This is a genomic window from Flavobacterium sp. AG291 (assembly GCF_003350375.1).
In the GTDB taxonomy this organism is placed as follows: domain Bacteria; phylum Bacteroidota; class Bacteroidia; order Flavobacteriales; family Flavobacteriaceae; genus Flavobacterium; species Flavobacterium suzhouense.
Genome location: NZ_QQAR01000008.1, coordinates 124,981 through 149,998, shown reverse-complemented (window position 1 = coordinate 149,998; position 25,018 = coordinate 124,981). Strand labels below are relative to the sequence as shown.

9 protein-coding genes are annotated in these 25,018 nt (G+C 42.0%); 4 read left to right on the top strand and 5 right to left on the bottom strand.

Annotation, left to right across the window (positions count from 1 at the left end):
- Nucleotides 1-112: 112 nt before the first annotated feature.
- Both DEU42_RS10230 and DEU42_RS10225 read left to right on the top strand, forming a co-directional pair.
- Complete coding sequence (locus tag DEU42_RS10230) at nt 113-16,045, top strand: T9SS type B sorting domain-containing protein (RefSeq protein WP_158537874.1); 15,933 nt, start codon at nt 113-115, stop codon at nt 16,043-16,045.
- Between the two features lie 78 nt (nt 16,046-16,123).
- Complete coding sequence (locus DEU42_RS10225) at nt 16,124-17,068, top strand: type IX secretion system membrane protein PorP/SprF (RefSeq protein ID WP_114758199.1); 945 nt, start codon at nt 16,124-16,126, stop codon at nt 17,066-17,068.
- A gap of 109 nt (nt 17,069-17,177) precedes the next feature.
- Here the strand turns inward: DEU42_RS10225 and DEU42_RS10220 are convergent, their stop codons facing one another.
- From DEU42_RS10220 to DEU42_RS10210, 3 genes are all read right to left on the bottom strand, one after another.
- Nucleotides 17,178-18,347 (bottom strand): MFS transporter, encoded by a 1,170-nt coding sequence (locus DEU42_RS10220; protein ID WP_233506656.1) that lies wholly within the window; start codon nt 18,345-18,347, stop codon nt 17,178-17,180.
- Between the two features lie 112 nt (nt 18,348-18,459).
- Complete coding sequence (locus DEU42_RS10215; RefSeq protein WP_114758198.1) at nt 18,460-18,912, bottom strand: LexA family protein; 453 nt, start codon at nt 18,910-18,912, stop codon at nt 18,460-18,462.
- On the bottom strand, nt 18,903-20,174 hold the full coding sequence (locus DEU42_RS10210) for a Y-family DNA polymerase (protein ID WP_114758197.1): 1,272 nt from the start codon (nt 20,172-20,174) through the stop codon (nt 18,903-18,905). The genes DEU42_RS10215 and DEU42_RS10210 overlap by 10 nt, the downstream gene beginning before the upstream one ends.
- Nucleotides 20,175-20,284: 110 nt before the next feature.
- On the opposite strand from DEU42_RS10210, the gene DEU42_RS10205 reads away from it, so the two are divergent.
- The gene (locus DEU42_RS10205; protein ID WP_114758196.1) at nt 20,285-21,235 is read left to right on the top strand and encodes a GLPGLI family protein; all 951 of its coding nucleotides are present in this window, start codon (nt 20,285-20,287) and stop codon (nt 21,233-21,235) included.
- A 120-nt stretch (nt 21,236-21,355) separates the two neighbouring features.
- Nucleotides 21,356-22,108, top strand: a complete 753-nt coding sequence (locus DEU42_RS10200; protein WP_114758195.1) for an SDR family NAD(P)-dependent oxidoreductase — start codon at nt 21,356-21,358, stop codon at nt 22,106-22,108.
- Between the two features lie 72 nt (nt 22,109-22,180).
- Here DEU42_RS10200 and DEU42_RS10195 read toward each other — a convergent pair whose 3' ends face one another.
- Together DEU42_RS10195 and DEU42_RS10190 are read right to left on the bottom strand one after the other, a co-directional pair.
- Nucleotides 22,181-23,557 (bottom strand): NADH-quinone oxidoreductase subunit N, encoded by a 1,377-nt coding sequence (locus DEU42_RS10195; protein ID WP_114758194.1) that lies wholly within the window; start codon nt 23,555-23,557, stop codon nt 22,181-22,183.
- Between the two features lie 12 nt (nt 23,558-23,569).
- The gene (locus DEU42_RS10190; RefSeq protein ID WP_114758193.1) at nt 23,570-25,012 is read right to left on the bottom strand and encodes a NuoM family protein; all 1,443 of its coding nucleotides are present in this window, start codon (nt 25,010-25,012) and stop codon (nt 23,570-23,572) included.
- Between the last annotated feature and the right edge of the window lie 6 nt (nt 25,013-25,018).

Genomic DNA, 25,018 nt, shown 5'->3' with positions numbered 1-25,018 from the left:
ACTAAAGAAGAATACCAAAATCAACTAAAAACAAAAAAAACCAATGCGTAACTTTACATCACACAAGCGAAGGATTGTTTTCGTGCTCGGGTTATTTTTAACCTGCTTTACCTTGCTCGCACAAACCCCAGTTCCGCCTGGGTTTTCGGCAAGGCTTGCTGGTGGAAGCATAAGAGTAAAAGGAGATGTTGTATTTGTTGGGAACAACATATTGAACAGGTCTCCAAATCCTAACACTGCATATGACGGGAATACTGATAATAACAGTTTTACGATGGAGTATATCGATATTGATGGCGATCCGTCAACAAGAAACTCCAGTAGTGCTAACCTTACTTTAGCAAGTTGTGATCGTGTAGTTTATGCCGGTTTATATTGGGCGTCAACCTATCCTTATGAAAGGAGCACGGATAATAACAACCAATGGAACCCTTCGGATGCTAACAGGTATAATGATTTTAATCAGATAAAATTTAAACTGCCTACGGGGGGGTATGTAGATATTACCGGGACTATTCTTTTTGACGGTAGGGCTCCGGTACTTAACCAGTCGTTTAAGGATGCACCTGCAATATGTTACTACGATGTTACTAGTCTTGTTCAGGGATTGGGAACACCAACCGGAACTTATACGGTTGCCAATATGAGGTCTTCTAAAGGGCAACGCAATGGTTCGAGTTCTGCGGGTTGGGTTATGGTAGTAATTTATGAAAACCCGACACTGCCTAGTAAATTTATCTCAACATTCGACGGATATGCGGGAGTTTCCAGTGGTTCGGTGGATATACCTATTAATGGTTTCGTGACACTCCCTTCTCCAAATCCGGTAAATGCACGCCTTGGTGTTGCAGCACTTGAGGGAGATAAAGGATTGACAGGAGATAAACTTCAGTTTAAGGGTAACCTTAATACGGGTTATACCGATATAGGTAATAACTTAAACCCGACAACTAACTTTTTCAACTCTACAATAACCAACAATGATGCTCAGGTTCCGGGTCGTAATCCCTATGGACAAAATACCCTTGGTCTTGACCTGGATATGCTTCCCATAAACAATCCTAACAATAGTATTGTTAAAAATAACGAGACTGGAGCTACTTTAAGACTTAGCTCGAGCGGAGATGGTTTTGGAGCTTTCCTTGCCACTTTTGCGGTTGATATTATCGAGCCAAAAATTAAGCTTGTAAAAACGGTTCAAAATTCTGCGGGTAGCGATATTTCAGGACAAAACGTAAATCTGAGTTCGGTACTTGATTATGTTATTACTTTTGACAATGAAGGTAATGACGATGCACAAAACTTTGTAATTAGAGATATACTTCCGGTTAATACTTCTTTTGTATCTATATCAATGCCTACAGTTACAGCTGCAGGGGGAACTTATACTTATAATGCTGCTACGGGTACTCTAACAATCAATATACCAAACAGCCTTGTAAAAAAGGATACCCAATCGGTTCCTCATACCATTAAAATACGTGTTCAGGTAGCATCAAGCTGTAACGAACTTACCGATGCATGTTCTAGCATCATTCGTAATACTGCTTATGCAACTTACAGAGGTGTAATTAATACAACATTAATATCTGATGATCCGAGTTCTGCCGGTGTAACTACCTGTGGAGCGCCTATAGCGGGTCCTGCAAACTTCCTGGTGGATGTAAGTGCTTGTGTTTACAGTCGTACAGAGGTTATCTGTAACGGCTCTTTGGTGCTTACAGGTGCCGATGGTTATGGTACTTATACATGGTATAAAGAGAATGGTGCAGTAGATATACCTATGGGTACAACTCAGACTATCACGGTATATGATACAGGAGAGTACTATTATGATGCTACTCCTATAGCTCCATGTATTGTGCCTATAAGGGAAACGGTTTATGTAACAGATTTCCTTAACTCTACCATGACCAATCCGGTTATTCCTTATGCAGATACTACGCCGATATGTCCAAATAATGGTACAGTATTACCTAAGATTTTCCTTTGTGGTCTTAACGATTCGCAGTTTATACCAACAGGTATAAACACAGGTATTGTAAGATGGCAAAAACTGAACAGTACATGTACTACTACAGTTCCTACAGACTGTCCTCACAATACATGTCCTGCATCGGCATGGGATACTATATATACAGGTCCTAACTTTACGGTAACAGATGCGGGTGAATACCGTATTATGTTTGACCCTAACGGAACCGGAGCCTGTCCGATGCCTTTCTATTTCAACGTTTATAAAAACAACTATGACCCTCAGATTGCTGTTAAAGACATAGTATGTAATACAAATGGAGAAATTAAGGTGTTAAATGCTCCTGCAAACTACGAGATAAGACTAATTAACCAAACTACAAATGCGGTTATTGTTGACTATCCGAATACTAATCCGGTATTCCCGATAGCTACTTCAGGAGCTTATATTATTGAGATCAAACAAACAGGTGTGCCAAATGGCTGTATTTTCAGAGTTACTGATATTACAGTGACTAACAAAACCCTTACGGTAAACACTACTCCAACTCCTAAAACATGTGCTACTCCGGGAAGTATAAACGTTCAGGCCTTGGGTGTAAATCCTCAATATACGTTTAACCTTACCGGACCGGGCGGTGTAAGTATTACTCAGGGGCCATTTGCAAGTAATAACTTTAATTTTACAGGTCTTAACCCAGGCACTTACAACGTAACTGTTACTACTCAGGATGGTTGTACCAATACCAGTGCAGTAACGGTTACAGATTCTAGTCAGCTAGTTCTTAATGCTGTTGTATCTCAGCATATATCTTGTAGCCAGGGTAATATCCAGATGAATAGTTCAGGAGGTAAAACACCATACTCTTATGCTATTTACAGTTATAACGGAGTACTGCAAAACCCAACTCCGGCAGACTATCAAACCAGCGTAATTTTTGACGTTCCTATTGGAATGCAGGGAGATTATGTGTTTATTATGATAGATAGCAATAACTGTACAGTATTGTCTAATCTGGTAACCATTAATCTTGTTCCAAATGTTACGTTTACTACTACCGTACAAAACGTACTATGTAATGGGCAAACTAACGGGTCGATATCATATAATGTTACCAATGCTAATGGTTACAATGTATCATACGATCTTCAGGATAGTAGTGGAACCGTTATAGCGACCAATGCTTCCGGTACGTTTACGGGTCTTGCTCCGGGCGACTATACGGTTGTTCTTCACCAGACAAAAGGAAATAAATCTTGTGACTTCCCAACTACGTTTACTATTACACAGCCAGCTGCTATTACATGGGGAGCACCTACATTAACACAGCAATATACCTGTACTACCACAGGAACAATAACTATTGATCCTTCGGGAATATCAGGAGGTACTGCACCATATACTTATAGTATAAACGGTACGACCTATGGAACAGGTACAACATTTACAGGACTTACTGCAGGTACATATTCAGTAAAAATTAAAGATGCAAGCGGATGTGTGGCTACTACATCAACCATTACAATTCCGGCACTTACACCGCCTACAGATCTTGCTTTCTCGGCAACACCTATTACTTGTGCGGCACCTACAGCAACTGTTACGCTTACAACCACAGGAGGGTCAGGAGCTCTTAGCTATGAGATAACTGCACCATCAGCGGTGAACAATGGTACAAGCAATGTATTTGCAGGTCTTGCACCGGGCACATATACTTTTAAAGTTACTGATGCTAAAGGATGTTCATATCAGGAAAACTACACTATTAATAGCATAACACCTATAAGTGTAGTTGGGTATATGATGAAACCGGTTGCCTGTATTGGTACTTCTACAGGAGCAATACGCTTTAATCTGAGTGGTTATGGGGCCAACTATAATTATTCGATAGCATCTTCTGCCGGAGCAACAGTAATTTCACCGGCTTCGGCAACGGGAGTTACTCAAAATCCAATATTCTTTAATAACCTTGCTGAGGGTACTTATACTATAACTGTAACCGATCCGGTAACAGGTTGTACTGCTACAAATGCAGTTACGGTTACTGCTCCTGCAACGGCAATGACAGTTACCAAAACGGTTATTCAGCCTACTTGTACAACAACTACAGGTAGTCTTTCTGTATCGGCTTCAGGCGGTTGGGGAAGTTACCTGTTTAGACTTACAGGTGCTGCGACTGTTGGGCCTCAGTATTCATCAAACTTTACAGGTCTTGCAGGTGGTAATTACACCCTTACTGTAACCGATGCTAACGGCTGTATATTTACAGATAATTTCACTATTACGGTTCCGGTTCCTCCGGTACTTGCGGTAACAGCATCTGATATCTGCCTTCCGGGTACATCTTTAACAGTAGAGGTTAATACAGGAACAGGACTTGCTCCGTTCCAGTTTAGCCTTAATGGAGGCCCTTATGCAAACGGTACAGCGGCCAATGGCACTACCTATACTAACCTGGCAGCAGGAACATATACTATTACGGTTAGAGACGCTAACGGTTGTACAAATACAACTGCTGTAACAAGAACAATTAGTCCTCAGCTTACGGCTTCGGCTTCGGTAACAAAAGGATTAACATGTACTGCTCCTGCAGATGCGCAAATAGCTGTAACTATAGGTGGAGGTCTGGCGCCTTACCAATATCAGATATCTTACAATGGAGGTGCTTATTCTGCACTTACAGCTACAGGAGGAACTTCATTTACTTACAATGCTGCTACAGTGGGAACATATCAATTCCAGATTACAGATGCAGCAGGATGTACAGTAACAACTCCTGTAAGAACAATTGCGCCATTGGTACAACCTGAATTTGCTTTCGGTACAACCACTAACGTTTTATGTAACGGATCTAATACAGGTGCGCTTACAGTAAATATAGACAACACAAAAGGACTTGCTCCTTATACTATAGCTGTTACTAATACAACTACTTCTACATCTTATGGTACACAAACGAGTGGACTTCCTGCAGGTAACTATTCTGTTGTGGTAACCGATGCTAATGGTTGTACAGTAACTCATACAGCTACTATTACCCAACCAAATCCAATTACTTTTAGTTATGATAAAACCGATATATCGTGTAACAATCCGGGAGGTATTGCTTATGGTCAAATTGTAGTAGGCTTTGGAGCTGGAATAACCGGAGGTGTTGGTCCTTACAGCTATACTGTAAGTAATAATTTTGGAGATGTACTTCCGGTTCAGACAAATATGTCGGGTTCACCGTATACGTTTATGATTGTAAACTATGGTATTTATACCATTGAGGTAACTGACGCTAACGGATGTACATCGACAATAGATGACATTGTTATTGCTTCTCCTCCAAATGCTTTGGACATAAATGTTAATGGAACTGCTGACTGTACTAACGGTGGAACTGCTACAGTAGAAGTTGGCGCAGTTATTATTGGTAGCTCTTATAAGTTTGCAATACTAACTCAAAGTAATCTTCCTTTTGTTAGTAACGTTGCTACAGATTATAAGGATGCTGATTCAGGAACTCCTACTATTGCTACATTTACTAATCTTATACCGGGTGTTGTTTATACTTTCGTAGTTTGGGATACAACTACCGATTGTTATTATTTTGAACAAGCGGATATTCCTATCCCTACTAACTCTACAATTACTACAACTTCGGTTATACCTAACAATGTGACTTGTACTGGCGCGGCCGATGGTAATGTGGCGTTTACATTTAGTGGATACAGCTCAACAACAACTCAGGTTAAATATGAGATTTTTAGATCGCCTTCTAACCTTACAACAGGTATAACTGATACCATATCTACAACAGGAACATCAACTACGGTTAATAACATACCGGGCAATTTAGCCCCTGGTGATTATATAATCGTTTATACAGAAATTGATGGTTCAGTTGCAGGTTGTAGTCAGGCATCCGCAAGTTTTGAAATCAACCAGTCTCCATTTATGCTTGCCATATCAGCTGTTGTAACTAAAAATGATAACTGTAATGTAAATGCTGGTATCATAGCTGCTACTGCTCAGTTTGGTACAGCTCCATATACTTACCAATTGCTTCCTGATACTTCGATAGCGCCGACAGAAGCTACATGGGCAGGTCAAACATCATCGGTATTTAACGCTGAAGGTGGTGATTATATAGTATATGTAAAAGATGCGAATGATTGTATCAAACCTTTTTCTATAACATTACCTACAGATGTTTCGCCTGCTATTACAGCAATAATAACTCCGGGAACACAGTGTACAGCTGCTGAAGGTAGCTTTAGTATTGATGTAACCAGAACAGCGGGTGATGCGGGAGGCTATACTTATAGTCTTGATGGTGGTTTGTTTGAAGCTCAAACGGCACCGTTTACTTATACCGATCTTACTTCGGGAACTCACACTGTTCAGATTATGGATGCAAATGGGTGTACTATGACAACAGCTACATCTGTAACCATTTATCCTCCGGTAGATGTAACGGCTCAGCCAACTGCCCAGCCAACATGTCTTGATACAGATGGCTCTATAACGGCTGCCGGAACAGGGGGTTCAGGAAACTATGAATATGAACTTTTAGGTACTGTTGCAGTAGCTGCACAGGCAAGCCCGATATTTAATAATCTTCCTCATGGTGCTTATACCGTAAGGATTCATGATACTACTACAGGATGTACTCAGGATGTGGCAATTACGCTTGAAGAAGCTATCCAGATACTTCCTGCGACTGTAACTATAGACAGAGAAAATGTAAAATGTAACGGAGGTGCAGACGGGTCTATAACCATTACGCTTGATACAACTGTAAATACAGATATACCATATACTTATACTGTAGATGGTACATTAAGTGCTGCTATAACCCAAAGCACTCCTTTATTTACAAATCTTGCGGCAGATACTTACGATGTTACCATAACATCGGGTAAAAACTGTACTTATACCACTCAGGTAACTATTACAGAGCCTATAGCATTGGGTGTTACTGCTACCGCTACAGCATTTGATTGTGCTGCAGATAATTCGGTGAATACATCTACTATTGCTATAACTGCAACTGATGGTACACCTGCTTATATGTATAGTATTGATGGTACATCATACTTTACAACAGATACATTTGATGTTGTAAATGATGGTACTACACAAAATATAACGGTTTATGTAAAAGATGCTAATAGTTGTGTGGCAACTTTCCCATTAACTATAAACCCACTTCCTGAAATAACTGATTTCGTTGCTTTACAGCAAACAGCTATTACCTGTACTAATGATGAGACAGTAACACTTACAGTAACAGGAGGTTCAGGGAATTACAGCTTCGAACTGCTTCCGGCAGGATCTCAGCCGGTACAAACGCCGGGTGCGGGTGTATTTACTGCAAATTTTGACCTTACGGCTGTTGGAAGTTATACGTTTAAAGTAACTGATCTTGGTACAAGCTGTACAGAAATTACAGATCCATATACTATTGCTCCTTTTGACCTTATCGCAGCTATTGCAACAGCATCAACTCCGGTAACATGTTTTGGAAGCAATGATGGAACAATTATCATAGATGTACAAAACTATTCAGGCGCTTATGACTATGAAGTGTTTGACGGAACTACATCTGTAACTACAGGTACTGCTGATTCGTCAATAACGAATCCGTTTGTTGTACCAAATGTAACTGCCGGTAATCTTTTTGTAAGGGTTACGGCTACAGCAACACCTTTCTGTTCGGCTGATACTAATACAATTGTTGTTGATTCACCTGCCGATCCGTTACTTGCTAATGCTGTAATGACGGCTAATGTAACCTGTACAAATGACAAGGGTGAAATTATTGCCCAGCCTACAGGCGGATGGGGTGATTATGAATTTGAACTTGTAAACAATACTACCACTACGACAATTCAGCCATACGGTGCTAACAATACCTTTACAGGTCTTGCAGCAGGAGATTATACTGTTTTTGTTAGAGATTCAGGAGGTTGTATCGTGAGCCAGGATATTACTTTAACTGTGCCGCCTTCAATTACAGCTTCTATAAGTGCATCTACAACAGGATTGCTTTGTAATGGCGATACTACTGCCAGTGTAACTGCTACTGGTGTAACAGGTGGTCAGGGTACTTATCAGTATGTGTTAAATATTTATGATGCTGCGGGTACTACTATAGTAACGAGCACAGGAGAACAGGTAAGCCCAACATTTGATAATCTTGGTGCGGGTATCTACAGCATCACGGTTCTTGACGGATGGGGTTGTGACCTTCCGGAAACGGTTCAAATTACAATTACAGAGCCAACTCCGCTAGTAGGAACACTTTCGCTTACAAAGAGCTTAACATGTACTACTCTTGCAGAGGTAACTATATCTGCAACCGGAGGTACTGCGCCATATTATTACAGTACTGACGGAGGTACTAACTATCTTCCGTTTACAGCCGGAACAGTATTCCAGGTAGCTGCAGGAACGTATGAATATCTTGTAAAAGATAATAATAACTGTACTGCAGTTCTAACTAACCAGGTTGAGATTTTTGTTATAGAGCCGCTAACTGTAAATCTTACTGTAAACGGAGTAAGCTGTTACGGTGGTACTAATGCGTTAATTTCTGCTGTTGCAACAGGCGGATTGGGTAATTACCAATATAGCCTTTTAGATGCTGACAATGCTTATGCAGTACTTGCAGGGCCTTCAGCAAACGGAGATTTTATAGGACTAAGCTCAGGTAACTATGCCGTTAGAGTAACTAGTGTAGACTGTAATACGACTTCGGCAAATGTACTGATTGAAGATCCGGATGAGCTTATCGCTACTCCTGTAATAAATAATATCCTGTGTTTTGGAGATGCTACAGGTAGCATTACAATCAATACATCAGGTGGTACAGGAAATGTTCAGTTTGCAATTGCACCATTATTGAACCAGTTCTTTGATGATAATGTATTTGATAGCCTTCCTGCTGGTCAGTACGATATCCTTGTTCAGGATGAAAACGGATGTTTCATCTTCTTTGAAGATCTTGAAATTACAGAACCAACTGAAATTACAGCCAGTATAGTTAACGTAACAGATGTAACCTGTGAGGGCGAATCTGACGGTACTATCAGTGTAACGGTTACAGGTGGTACAGGACTATATTCTATCAGTACCGACAATGTTAACTTTACACCTTTTGATCTGGCATATCCAAATACATATCTGCTTGAGGGATTACCTGTAGGAACAACAACGGTATATGTAAAAGACCAAAATGGTTGTAGTCTTGACCCTCCAATGGATCAGCCTATATTACCAGGTGTAAGTTTAACTCCGGAAGCTACTGTAGTAACTACCTGTGTGGCTAACGCACCAAGTAATACTGTTACTGTAGCGACTACACTTTCGGCTAATGCTCTAGGAACTTTAGATTACTCGCTGGATAACCTTACATGGCAGTCGTCAAATGAATTTACGATTGTAGATGCTGTAGGCGGAACTTATACGGTTTATGTAAGACATACAATGCCTGTTACACTGTTACAGTGTACACAAACAGATACATTTACGATTGACGGTCATACACCAATTGATGCTATTGCGACAATTACCCAGACAATTGACTGTTTTGGTGATATGGGTGAGATTACCATTGATGTAACAGCAGGAGCAGGTACAGCACCTTTTGAATATGCGATGGGCCCAGCCTTTACGTATGGCTCTTCTAACGTGTTCAGTAACCTTGCTGCCGGAACATACGACTTTAAAGTAACGGATGATTTAGGTTGTGAATTTGACATAACAGGAGTTCTGCTTAGTCAGCCTTCTGCTGCAGTTACTGTAGTTACAGCATATACCGATGATATATGTCTTGGAGATAACGATGGTACCATTATTGTAACACCTTCGGGAGGTACTCCTGATTATAAGGTGAGTATTGATGGTGGAACCACATTTACAGGACCGGCTGCAGGGCCATTTACATTTACCGACCTTGCACCAAATACATATCAGATTGTTGTAACGGATGCTAATAACTGTGCTCCGGCTACAGCGCCTGCTGATATTGTTATCGCACCAGGTTTGGATATTGAGCCTGTTGCCGATATACAACCAACATGTATTAATAATGTTATTGGAAATTACGTATTCATTGTTGATGATAACGGAAATTCTAACTTGCAATACTCTCTTGATGGAGGAGCTTATGATTCAGTAGGTTTATATATGGATGTTCCTGCGGGAGCCCACACAGCTACAATATTAGGAGATAACGGCTGTATACAGACAAGAAACTTTACCGTACCAACATTAAGCCCTATTTCAGCTTCAGTTTCAGCGACTACAGATATTGCCTGTTTTGGTGATGCTACAGGAGCAATCACGGTGACTGCGACGGGTGGTACAGGAACACTTAGCTATGCGATTGCAGATGCAGATGTTCTTCCGCTTGCCTTTGGAGCAGATCAGGCATCAGGACTGTTTACTGGTCTTATTGCAGGAAACTATGTTGTGAAAATTGTAGATGACAACGTGGGTTGTGAAACCCAGGTAACAGCTACGCTTGCTGAACCTACTGCACCACTTGTTGCTACAGCAGGAACTCAGACAGATGTTCTTTGTTATGGCGATGCTACTGGCGATGCTACAGTAAACGTAACAGGAGGTACAGGAGCCTACAACTACAGCTGGGATACTACTCCGGTACAAACTACCGCTACGGCTACAGGCCTAACGGCAGGTACATATACAGTAACGGTAACCGATGCTAACGGATGTACTACTACGCAGTCGTTCACAATAACAGAGCCTACTGCGCCGCTATCAGCTGCAACAGGAGCAACCCAAACAGATGTTCTTTGCTATGGCGATGCTACAGGTGAAGCTACGGTAAATGTAACAGGAGGTACAGGAGCCTATAGCTATAGCTGGGATACTACTCCGGTACAAACTACCGCTATGGCTACAGGCCTTACAGCAGGTACGTATACAGTAACCGTAACCGATGCTAACGGATGTACGGCTACACAGTCGTTCACAATAACAGAGCCTGCTGCAGCGCTTGTTGCCACGGCAGGAACTCAGACAGATGTTCTTTGTTACGGTGAAGCTACAGGTGAAGCTACGGTAAATGTAACAGGAGGTACAGGAGCCTACAGCTATAGCTGGGATACTACTCCGGTACAAACTACCGCTACGGCTACCGGCCTAACGGCAGGTACATATACAGTAACGGTAACCGATGCTAACGGATGTACTACTACGCAGTCGTTCACAATAACAGAACCTACTGCACCGCTATCGGCTGCAACAGGAGCTACCCAAACAGATGTTCTTTGTTATGGCGATGCTACTGGCGTTGCTACAGTAAACGTAACTGGCGGGACAGGAGCCTACAGCTACAGCTGGGATACTACTCCGGTACAAACTACCGCTACGGCTACAGGCCTAACGGCAGGTACATATACAGTAACGGTAACCGATGCTAACGGGTGTACGACTACACAGTCGTTCACAATAACAGAACCTGCTGCACCACTATCAACTGCAACAGGTAATACTCAGACAGATGTTCTTTGTTATGGCGATGCTACTGGTGATGCTACGGTAAATGTAACAGGAGGTACAGGAGCATATACTTATAGCTGGAATACTACTCCGGTGCAAACTACCGCTACGGCTACAGGCCTAACGGCAGGTACATATACTGTAACGGTAACCGATGCTAACGGATGTACGGCTACCCAATCGTTCACAATAACAGAACCTGCTGCCCCGCTATCGGCTGCAACAGGAGCAACCCAAACGGATGTTCTTTGTTATGGCGATGCCACAGGTGAAGCTACGGTAAATGTAACAGGGGGTACACCAACATACAGCTACAGCTGGGATACTACTCCGGTACAAACTACTGCTACGGCTACAGGCCTAACGGCAGGTACATATACAGTAACAGTAACCGATGCTAACGGATGTACTACTACACAGTCGTTCACAATAACAGAGCCTGCTGCTGCACTTGTTGCCACGGCAGGAACTCAGACAGATATCCTTTGTTATGGCGATGCTACTGGCGATGCTACAGTAAATGTAACAGGAGGTACAGGAGCATATACTTATAGTTGGGATACTACTCCGGTACAAACTACTGCTACCGCTACAGGTCTAACGGCAGGTACATATACAGTAACAGTAACCGATGCTAACGGATGTACGGCTACACAGTCGTTCACAATAACACAACCGGCTGCACCGCTATCAGCTGCAACAGGAGCTACCCAAACAGATATTCTTTGTTTTGGAGACGCTACAGGTTCAGCTACGGTAAATGTAACAGGAGGTACAGGAGCATATACTTATAGCTGGAATACTACTCCGGTGCAAACTACCGCTACGGCTACAGGCCTAACTGCAGGTACATATACTGTAACGGTAACCGATGCTAACGGATGTACGGCTACGCAGTCTTTCACAATAACACAACCTGCCGCAGCACTGGCTGTAACGGCAGGGACTCAGACAGATGTTCTTTGTTATGGTAATGCTACAGGTTCAGCTATAGTAAATGTAACTGGAGGCACTCCAACATACAGCTACAGTTGGAACACTACTCCGGTACAAACTACCGCTACGGCTACAGGCCTAACGGCAGGCACATATACTGTAACGGTAACCGATGCTAACGGATGTACGGCTACCCAATCGTTCACAATAACAGAACCTGCTGCAGCACTGGCTGTAACGGCAGGGGGTCAGACAGATATCCTTTGTTATGGTAATGCTACAGGTTCAGCTACAGTAAATGTAACAGGAGGTACGGGAGCCTACAGCTACAGCTGGAACACTACTCCGGTACAAACTACCGCTACGGCTACAGGCTTAACTGCAGGTACATATACTGTAACGGTAACCGATGCTAACGGATGTACGGCTACGCAGTCGTATACAATAGCACAACCTGCTGCAGCGCTGGTTGCAACAGCAGGTGTTCAGACAAACGTACTTTGTTATGGTAATGCTACAGGTTCAGCTACGGTAAACGTAACTGGCGGTACAGGAGGATATACTTATAGCTGGAATACTACTCCGGTGCAAACTAGCGCTATGGCTACAGGCCTAACGGCAGGTACGTATACTGTAACGGTAACCGATGTTAACGGATGTACGACTACACAGTCGTTCACAATAACACAACCGGCTGCGCCGCTATCAGCTGCAACCGGTGCTACCCAAACAAATGTTCTTTGTTTTGGAGCAGCTACAGGTTCAGCTACGGTAAATGTAACTGGAGGTACTCCAACATACAGCTACAGCTGGGATACTACTCCGGTACAAACTACAGCTACGGCTACAGGCTTAACGGCAGGTACATATACAGTAACGGTAACCGATGCTAACGGATGTACGACTACACAGTCGTTCACAATAACACAGCCGGCAACAGCGATAGCTGCTACGGCAGGTGGTCAGACAGATGTTCTTTGTTACGGTGCTGCGACAGGTACTGCAACTGTAGTAGCTACAGGAGGTACCGGAGCATATACTTATAGTTGGAATACTACTCCGGTACAAACTACAGCTACGGCTACAGGCTTAACAGCAGGTACATATACAGTAACGGTAACCGATGCTAACGGATGTACGGCTATGCAGTCGTATACAATAACGCAACCGGCAACAGCGCTAACTGCTACAACAACACATACTGATGAGCAGTGTTTAGGAGATAATAATGGTAGCGTTACCGTTACACCTCAGGGAGGAGTTGGGCCATATACAGCAAGTCTTAATGGTGGTCCGGCAACACCGGCACCTGCAGGAACACCAATCGTGTTTAACGGACTTGGTGGAGGTACTTATAACATTGTAGTTACAGACGCTAACGGCTGTACTGTTACTTCAACAGCTACAGTACTTACAGGTATCGTGATTAACCCAACTGTTTCAACAACACAGGAGTGTGATATGGTAACAGTAGTGGTAAGTGTAGATCCATCGGTTGTAGGTCAGGTAACCTACTCACTTGATGGTGGAACACCTCAGGCATCAAATACTTTTGTTCAGCAACTTGATCCTGCAGTACCTCACACTGTAACAGTTGTACATACTCAGGGATGTTCGAGAACAACGGCACCGTTTACAATTGCTCCGGTAATACCTATTAACCTTACTCCGGCTGATGTAACCGTAACTAATATTGCGTGTCACGGTCAGGATGTTGGTTCTGCTGTAGTTAATGCAACAGGTGGTACAGGTCCGCTTCAATATGCAATTACATGGGATATATGGCCTACAGCATTCTATGGCCCGTCGAATACATTTACCGACCTTTTAGCCGGTGATTATGAGATTCATGTTAAAGATGCTATGGGATGTCACACTTCGGTATGGATTACCATAACTGAACCTGCTCAGCAACTTGTTATTGCAGCAGCAGTAGGACAGCATGAAAGCTGTGTGAATGCTCACGATGGTGCTATCGATATTACGTCGATTACTGGTGGTGTGCCTCCATATTATGTGGCACTAGACTCTCCTGCTAACTTCCAGTCATACAATGCGGGTGCAACTCCTGACTTCGCTGGTCTGTACGGTCGTGCATTACCATATGATGTTTATGTAAGAGATGCTAATGGTTGTTATGCTAAAGTTCAGGTAACTATAGAAAAAGGCGTAAACCTTGTTCCTAATATCCAGACTGTATTAAGCTGTGTAAACAATGCACCGGTAAATACGGTAACAGCCACTCTTAATGCGATTATCAACGATGTGGAATACAGACTTGAGACATCTACAGGAACGCTGATTCAGGATTTTGATCCTAACCATACATGGGAACTTGCGCCAGGCAGCTATGTTTATACTGTGAGACATATTAACGGATGTCAAAAAGACTTTGCATTTACAGTTCAGCCACGTGTGCCTATTACAGTAACTTCGGTTACACCTGTAGATGCAACATGTAACGGTAATGCAGATGGTACGCTGACAGTTGTAGCAACAGGAGGTACAGGTGCACTTAGCTATGGAATATCTCCGGATTATGTAATGACAAGCAACCCTGTGTTTACAGGATTACCTGCCGGAACTTATATTGTCAGGGTACAGGATCAGTACGGATGTTATGTAGACTTTACTAACTTCCCTGCAATAGGCGAGCCGGCAGTAATAACGGTTACTGACGTAATGAACCTTCCTGAGACTTGTGTTGACGATAACGATGCGGCATTCGAGATTGCCATAGCGGGTGGAAACGCTCCTTATGCAACCAGCCTTGATGTTAATGGTCCGTTTGTTTCGGGTCAGACATTGTTTGATAACCTTGACGGAGGTACATATACTGTATATATTCAGGATGCAAATGGCTGTACGGCTACACATGATGTTGTGTTGGTTTCTCCAAATGATATCGATGCAAAAGCAGAGGTAGTTTATAATTGCGATCAGAACACGGTTACTATTGTTACTAACAGTGCTATTAATCCGGCAGAACTTAATTATAACATAGTAGGTCCTAAAGATGGTAATAGCCCTACGCAAACATCAAACGTGTTTACTAACCTGGAGGATGGTAACTACGAAGTAGAGGTTGTAAATACAGTAACAGGATGTACGGATATTGTATCATTCAATATTACAAGTGTTCCGGATCTGGCATTATCAGTAGCAGAAAGCGGACTGAATGAGGTTAAAGCTACTGTAGTAGGTGGCGAGGGTCCTTACCAGTATACTTTTGACGGTAACAGCATGGGTACTAAAAACACATTTGTATACTATGCGAGCGGTACTTATGAAATAACTGTAACAGATGCCAGAGGATGTACACGAGTGGTTAATATAACTGTTGAGTTTATTGATGTAATACTTCCGGATGTGGTTAGCCCTAACGGAGACGGACAAAACGATACATGGTCGCCGGGTAACACTGAAAATTACCCAGACATCAAGTCGGAGATCTTTGACCGTTACGGACGTAAACTTGTTACACTAAGACAAGGCCAGGAATGGGATGGTACTTATGACGGACATCCGATGCCAACAGGAGATTACTGGTACCTTGTTAAACTTGGAGATGCAGACGACAGAAGCTTTGTAGGACACTTCACTATTTACAGATAAAAATTAATGACGGCCACGCTTACTACATGGCGTGGCCTGATTTAAAAATTTCAATTTGGACAAAAACATAAGGACACAATGAAAAAAATAATTACCCTGCTAGTACTAATCATAGCTTTCCCGTATGTAAATGCGCAGGAGCTTAACATACCTACATTTACACAATATCTGGCAGACAACCCATTTGTTATTTCTCCTGCCTATGCCGGGATTGGGGACTATGTTAAAATAAGAGCCAATGGCCTTACGCAGTGGGTAGGTGTAAAAGACGCTCCCGATAACCAGTCGCTGGCTGCCGACGCAAGGATAACGGCACACGATGGGGTAGGGATATTCTTTTACAATGATAAGAATGGTTATACAAGACAATATGGTGGAAGGATTTCGTATGCTCACCACCTTATTCTTGATGATTACTATGAGCAGTATCTTTCGTTAGGATTATCGTATAACATGAACCAGTTTAAGATTGATATTGAAGACATGCAAACTCCTGATGGTTCGGTTAACAACAACCGTTATACAGTAAACCACAACTTCGATGTGTCGGCACTATACCGCCAGGGCGCTTTTTATGCAAGCTTCACTGCCGGTAATATCCTAAACAAAGACATTGATATTTACGGAATCAATGAGCCTAAGAAATTAAGAAACTATCAGGTATATACCGGTTATACTTTTAGAGGAAGCAGTAATTTTGAAGTTGAGCCTTCGGCTTACTTCCACTATTTTGAAGCTGATGGAAGGTCGAGTACCGACTTTAACCTTAAGTTCCGTTATATGGATAATGAGAATTATTACTGGGCGGGTATCAACTACCGTTTCCTGAATGACCAGTTTGGAGATCCGTTAAACATAGGTCCAATGGTTGGGCTTAAATACCATAACTTTTATTTTGCCTACTCTTACCAGGTAACTACCAACGAGCTCTTAGCTTATAACAACGGAACACACATGGTAACCATAGGTCTTGACATCTTCCAGGGTATTAGCGACTGTCCTTGTACCAATGGTACACACTAAGATATAGCGATATTAGATTCCCCCAAGTTTCTAATCCAAATCACACTTGTGATTTATGGAAAAAGCCTCACTTTCGTGAGGCTTTTTTATTTGAAATTGTAAAGTTGAACTAAGCTTTCTTCCTCAATCCCCAAACCGCAATTACTAAACACGCAACACACCATAACAGTAATTGCCAGGTAACAACAGGCCATCCTCCGGCATCCCAACAACGGATACCTACAAATGTGCCCAGTGCACCACCAATAAAATAAGTGGTCATATAAGCAGTATTGATACGGCTATGCGCAGTGGCATCAAGGGTATATATGGTTGCAATATTGGTTACCTGTGTAGCCTGAACACCTACATCAAGCAGCAATACAGTTATAATGAATGCCACTACCGATTCGGGCATTGCCATTACAAGCAGTATTGAGATAAGTACAAGGCTAATGGAGATTGCCTGCGAACGTGCCGGGTCTCCTTTGTCGGCCAGTTTTCCTACCAATGGGGCTATCATGGCACCACCTATAGCCAGTATACCAAATAGTCCGATGATATCTGTACCAAAGTTAAAAGGTGCTCCGCTGAGGTGAAACGTTAGTGTCGTCCAGAACGAACAGAAGATACCAAAGGCAAGTCCGCCTAAAAGAGCCGTTCTTCGCAATAAGGTAAAACGTTTAAACTGCTGCAATGCTGAGCCTAAAAGCTGTATATAATTGCCTTCAAACATAACCTGTTTTCGGTCAGGAATCGTAAACTGGAAGGTTAATGCGCCAAGCATTACCATAACAGACGATATACCATATACCCAACGCCAATTGGCCCATTCGGCGATAAGGCCGCTAAATACCCTTGCAGCCAGTATACCTACAAGTATACCGGTAATAATAATGCCTACGTTACGCCCACGATTCACGCTGTCCATACTGGCAGCTAACGGCAGTATTACCTGTGCTGCTACGCTTAGCAAACCAATAAGAAGGCTGAAAACACTCACCCAGAAAAAGTTTTGAACAAAGGTTGTACCTACTAAAGTACCAACCAATATTAACTGTAGCAGTAGTATGAGTTTCTTTCGGTTTACCTTGTCACCAAGAGGGGTGATGAAGAAGAGCCCAAGTCCATAACCGGCCTGCGCTAACACTGATAGAATTCCGGCGTGACTTTCGCTAACGCTAAAATCATGTGCTATGTCTTTAAGTATGGGTTGGTTGTAATAAATATTGGCTACGCAAATACCTGCTGCAGCCGACATGACCAAAAGCTGCGTTTTGGAGATAGGAGTATCCTGCATAAAATTGTGTGTGTTTTTTGGAACTATAAAGGTCGGGAATTTATCAATGTTCCCTGTTAGAAATATCCACAATCATACCATAAGTACTGACTTCACACCTCTTGAACTTTAGCTACCCTACCTTCTTAATGATGTAAGTGACTATACCCCAGACGACAAACTGGTTGTCTTCGGTAACTTTTACCGGTGGGTAGTCCGGATTTTCGGGCATAAGGTAGAGGCAGTCGGTATCAATTTTTAAACGCTTTACCGTAAATTCACCATCAATAAGGCAAACGGCTATTTTTCCGTCGGCGGGTTCAAGGCTACGGTCGGTAACTAAAATATCGCCATCATCTATACCCGCTCCGGTCATGGAGTTTCCATCAACTTTAATATAAAAGGTAGCCAGGGGATTTCGGTCTGAAACCACTTTATTAAGATCGATCTTGTATTCCATAAAATCCAGTGCAGGAGATGGAAAACCGGCCTTTACCCCATGAGATACAAAAGGCTGCGACGTACCACTCTCAAAATCGGGTGGATGTACAGAAACTTTAGGGATATGATTTTTCTTTATCGACATTGTACTACAAGTATATCATTAATATCAGTGGTATAGCGGGGCGATAACATTTTCTGGTTCATGTCCCAGGTTTTTTTTGCCTGAGTGGCCAGTCGTATTTTGCGTCCGCCATGTTTTGTGTTTACTTTGTCCATGGCCTTCATCAGGGCCTGGTGCCTTGGATCTTCGTCATCGAACATGTTAAACTGTTTTGCATTGTCAGGAATCAGTTCCGTAACTACAACTCCGGCTTTTTTAAACCGTATCGTATCGGTGTTTTCCAGCATATTTTTTAGCAGTTCTACCGCGGCATTGCTAATGGTAAGTGCAGAGGCTGTGGCATAAGGCAGGGTAACCGATCTGCTGTAATAGTATTTTGGATTATTGATGCTGTGCTTATCGGCAACAAGCATTACAATAATGGTGTGGCATAGTGAGTTTTGCTTGCGTAACTTCTCGGCTGTAACGGTTGCAAAAGTGGATACGCGTTCACGGATAAGATCATAATCCGTAAGTTGTTTTGGGAAACTGCGTGTAGTTGCAATGCTCTTTTTCTTTTCCGGAACTTCTCCGCTGCCCAGGGTAGGTGTGCCTTCAAGTTCGCACTTAATGCGTTTGCCTACCACGCCCATTTCATTTTGTATCCACTGCTCCATATGAGGCTGTACAAAATCATAAGCCGTAAGTACATTACGGGCTTTGAGCTTTTTTCCGGTGCGGTATCCAATGCCCCAGACATCCTCTATTTTAAGCCATTTTAGTGCCTTTATGCGTTTTTCTTCAGAGTCGATAACATAAGTGCCCAGCGTTCTGTCAGGATATTTTCGTGCAATGCGGTTTGCAGCCTTGGCAAGGGTTTTTGTTGGTGCGATGCCTACACATACCGGTATGCTGAGCCATTTCATTATACGCTTTTTCATTGCGGTGCCATAGGCATGGTAGTCTTCAATAGAAACCCCATAAAAATCCAGAAAGGCTTCATCTATGCTATATTCTTCCACATTTGGGGTAAAGGTGCGCAGGATGCCAAAAACACGGTCGCTAAGGTCGCCATAGAGCGAGTAGTTGCTTGAGAATACTTTTACGTTGTCTGCTTTAAGCTGTTCTCTTACTTTAAACTCAGGGGCTCCCATAGGTATGCCCATAGCTTTAGCCTCATCGCTTCGGGAAATGATGCAGCCGTCGTTGTTAGACAATACCACAACAGGTTTACCCTGCCATTGCGGCTGGAAAACCCTTTCACAGGATACATAAAAGTTATTACAGTCTACGAGGGCATACATAACTACAAAGTTAATTCAAAAACGGATTGTTTGTGCTCTGAAAAAGGATTGTGACTTTGCTATTGGTATCGTTGAATTCATTATTTTTGATCTTATAAGATTTTAATTACATGAAACAGCTACTGGTTTTAGTTTTATTCTGCTTAACAGTTAAAGGTGTTGCACAGGACATGCAGGTGGCGGACAGCCTGCAGTCAGGTTACGTAAAGTATATTTTTAAAAGACAGGTTTCTCCTTTTAGCCAGGAGTACGCTGATGCTCCGGCTTTTCTCAATTTCAATTCTAGCGAAACTGTTTTTGTTGCCGGAAGATTTGGCATGGAAGAGAAACATAATACGGGTGAATTAATGGGTGATTCGGCAGCAATAGGTTATGTCGGCCCGACATCATCTGAAAAAGGGTTTATGGTCTACAGGAATTTCATAACTAAAGAGATTACCTATAACCAGCTTAAACTTGCCAGTTTTCCGCCCTATGTAGTTAAGGATAACTGGGTAGAGATGAAATGGGAACTGTCTGAAAAAACCAAAGTGATTGCCGGTTACAACGTTAAGAAGGCTACGACTATTTTCAGGGGGACAAAATATACCGTTTGGTATACTGATAGTATACCATTGCCGTATGGGCCTTTAAAGCTGTTTGGTTTGCCGGGTGTGATTCTGGAAGCCACCGTGCATAATGTAGGTATGAATGGCAGAGATACTACATATAAAGCCTTTGAAGTTTGTTATCCGTGCAGCAATAATCAAACAATAGAAGCGCCTGTGGAAGATGTGGTGAAAACGATCGAAGAAGAAGTTCTATTCAGAGATAATTTTCAATACTATTTTGTTAGCGAATCGAATGAAAAATTTAAACCGTTTGGTGGGAAAATGTTTTTAAGCGAACTGCCTTCTGAAAGGGCAATTCTTAATAAAAGAAAAGAATCACATGAGAAGGTATACGAATGGGAAACCAAAGATACCAAACGTGTTTTACAGGGAATTGACTATAAAAGCCTGTTGGATCCGAATAAAAAAGGAGGTGAAGATTTAACGCTTCCTGACTTCAGTAAATTTTGATTTGTTGCCAGTTTTAAAATGCTGTACAGGTTCGTTAAAGTAGTGTTAAGTAACCTCTGGGTAACAGGCTTTTGGCTGCTTTATTCGTAAATTTAAGATACATTTTAAAATTCATACATTATGTCATTATTAAAAGATAAGGTAGCTGTAGTATCGGGTGCCGGATCGGGTATAGGGCGTGCAGTTGCAGAAACATATGCACGTGAAGGCGCTAAAGTGGTAATCACAGATATTAACGAAGAACACGGTAATGCTACCGTAAAAGCAATACAGGAAGCCGGTGGAGAGGCTTTTTTTGTTAAAGCTGATTCGTCTGTTGCCGAAGAGAACAAAAAACTGGTTGAAGCTGTTGTTGCTAAATACGGCAGATTGGACATAGCCTGCAATAATGCTGGTATGGGCGGACCTGCAGCGCCAACAGGAGAATACGATCCTGCTGCATGGGACAGGGTAATTGCATTGAACCTTAATGGTGTGTTTTATGCCTGTCGTTATGAGATTGAACAGATGATGAAGAACGGAGGAGGAAGCATTGTAAATATAGCTTCTATACATGGTAGTGTGGCTGCCCCTAACAGTCCGGCTTATACGGCTTCTAAGCATGGGGTAGTGGGTCTTACTAAAAATATTGCATCTGAATATGGCGAGAAAAATATCCGCTGTAATGCTGTTGGGCCGGGTTATATCGAAACTCCGCTGCTGACAGATCACCTTAATAAAGATATGATGCAGGCAGTTGCCGATAAGAGTACTATGAAAAGGCTGGGTACACCTCAGGAGATTGCAGAGCTGGTATTGTTCCTGAGTTCAGATAAATCCTCATTTACCACAGGCAGTTATGTTATTGCCGACGGAGGATATACTTCTATTTAATTCAGGTTAGTTATAAAAGAAAAGGCCACCGGGGTAAAACGGTGGCCTTTTAGCATTATGTTAGTTTTTGTTTTATATTTTTAATAGTCCAAGTACAAAGTCGGGCTGAAGTCCCATAGCAATATTAAGAGCTATAGAAAGTACAGCTACGATTGTATACATAACCGGTGTAGGCTGAACCTCAGAAGTAGCTTCTTTAGTATACATGGCCAGAATCAGTTTGAAGTAGTATCCAACACTCACGATAGAGTTAAGAATCGCTATGATAACGATTGCCACATGGCCTGTGCTTAAAACCTGGTTGAACAGGAAGAATTTAGCAAAGAAACCTGAGAAAATAGGAATCCCCGCCATTGATAATAACGAACACGTTAATACCGCAGCCATAAGAGGGTTGCGTTTTCCAAGTCCGTTAAAGTTATATACCTCTTCGTTTCCTTTATCACCACAAACCGAAAGGATAACAGCAAAGGCAGCAATCCCTGCAAATGCATAAGCAGCAGTATAGTATAACAGCGTACCAGGAGTTTCGATAGGGTTAAAGAATACCATTAGCATGAATCCGGCATGTGATATACCCGAAAATGCAAGCATACGTTTTACGTTAGTCTGTACTAAAGCGGTAATGTTACCCACTGTCATAGACAGTATCGAAACAATACTTATTATTGTAATATAAGTACCCGGAACGGTTAGGTTCAGGCTTGTCATAAGCTTAAAGAAGGCAGCAATGGCAGCAACCTTTGTAAGCGTGCTCATTGTTGCTGTCGTAAGTGCAGGTGATCCTTCATATACATCCGGTGCCCAGAAATGGAACGGAACAGCTGCAATTTTGAATAATAAACCTATTGACATCATTACAATACCGATAAAGTACCATGCAGGCATAGGTTGGTTTTCAAGAATCTTACCGTAGATAACAGAAGTGTCAAATGAACCTGTTGCACCATAAATAAGTGCTATACCAAAAAGAATGAAACCTGAGGCAAAAGCTCCCATAAGGAAGTATTTCATACCAGCTTCGTTACTTTTCAGGTTTTTAGGCTGGCTGGCTGCCAGTACATAAAGTGCGATAGAAAGAATCTCAATTCCAAGGAAGAACATCGCAAGGTTTCCAAAACATACCATTGCAATAGCTCCTGTTAAAAGGAAAAGTTTTATGGCTACAAAATCGGATAGTTTGGCTTTATGCTCTTTGTGGAAATCCGGAGTAAGTGCAATAAGGAAAATCGTAAGTATTATGAATAAGCACGAAAATGCTGCCGAAAAATTATTGGTGATTACCATGCTGTTAAAATAGCGGTAGTAATGTCCAAAATCCGGCACTGTAAGCGCAAGCGATCCTAATAATCCCAAAATAGTGATAGGAACGATAGCCTTTCTTAAGTTAAAAATCTCAGCTATAAGGCATATAATCCCTAATCCTGCAATAGCTATTAATGTATACATCTTATATCGGGCTTAATTAAATCTGTTTATAATTCGAACAAGTCTCTCAAGTTCCGGAGTAATAAATTCGGTAATTGGTTTCGGATAGATACCAAAGAATATCAATACGGCGATAATTGCTATGAAAACAAAAGCTTCGCCAAAAGTAACATCTGCAAACGGTTTAGCATTTTGCTCACCAAGCATTACCTGCTGGAACATTTTTAGCATGTAAAAAGCACCCAGTATAATTGTAGTTCCTGCAATTACGGCAAACCATATATGCGTTTGTGCCATACTGTACAGCAACTCGAACTCTCCAATGAAGTTAAAAGTTAACGGCATGGCTACCGATGCCAGTACCAATATCATGAACATTGAAGCAAACTTAGGCGTCTGTACTCTTATTCCCCCCATCTCGCTAATCTCTCCTGTAGCATATCTGCGTGAAATAATCTCAGCAGCATAGAAAAGGCCTACGACTACGAAACCGTGAGCAAGCATTTGAAGGAAAGCACCACGGATACCATCAAGGGTAAGTGTGTAAGCACCGGCAGCGATAAGTCCTACGTGAGCAAGCGATGAATAAGCAAGTAGTTTTTTGATGTCTGTCTGTTTCAGTGCGAGGATGGATCCATATATAACACCGGCAATACCAAGGCCTACAAAAACATACATGTATTCAGTTGCAGGTTTAGGGGCAATAGGCAATTGCCATCTGATGATACTGTAAATAGCCATCTTAAGCATGATACCCGATAAAAGCATAGTACCTGCGGTTGGTGACTTTTGGTATACATTAGCCTGCCATGTGTGGAATGGTATAATTGGAATTTTGATAGCATAAGCTAAAAAGAATGCCAGGAATATAAAGAACTGTTCTTTGTCAGTTAATATAGCTCTGTATAGCGTTGTGTTTAGGAAGTTTCCTCCTTTTTGATACAGGTATATAAAGGCTACCAGCATGAAAAGTGAGCCTGCAAACGTGTAAATGAAGAACTTTACAACAGCCTTTTTTCTGCTTTCCCAGTCGCCATTACCCCACAGAAGTGAAATAAAGTAGATTGGAATTAGCGAAAGCTCCCAGAATATATAATAAACAAAACCATCAACGCTTACAAATGTACCTGCCATGGCAAATGCCATGAAAAGGATAAGTGCATAAAAAGTTCTTGAATTATTAATCGAATTTCTGAAGGTTGCCAGTATGATTATTGGGGTAAGCGCTGTAGTTAGCAAAAGCATGGTAAGCGATAGCGAATCTGCCTGAAATCCTAAAATGATCATAGGATTTTCAACCCACGTTTTAATGTAGCTAACAGAGGCACCCCCTGTATATTTATAAGTAAGGTAAGCAGTCGCAGCAAATGCAGCCGTACTGAAAATAAGCGCTGCCTTAGAGGCCCACTTGTCGCCTACAAAGTAACTTGCTGCTGCCCCGAATAATAAGATAATAAGTACAAATGATATGTCCATCAGTTA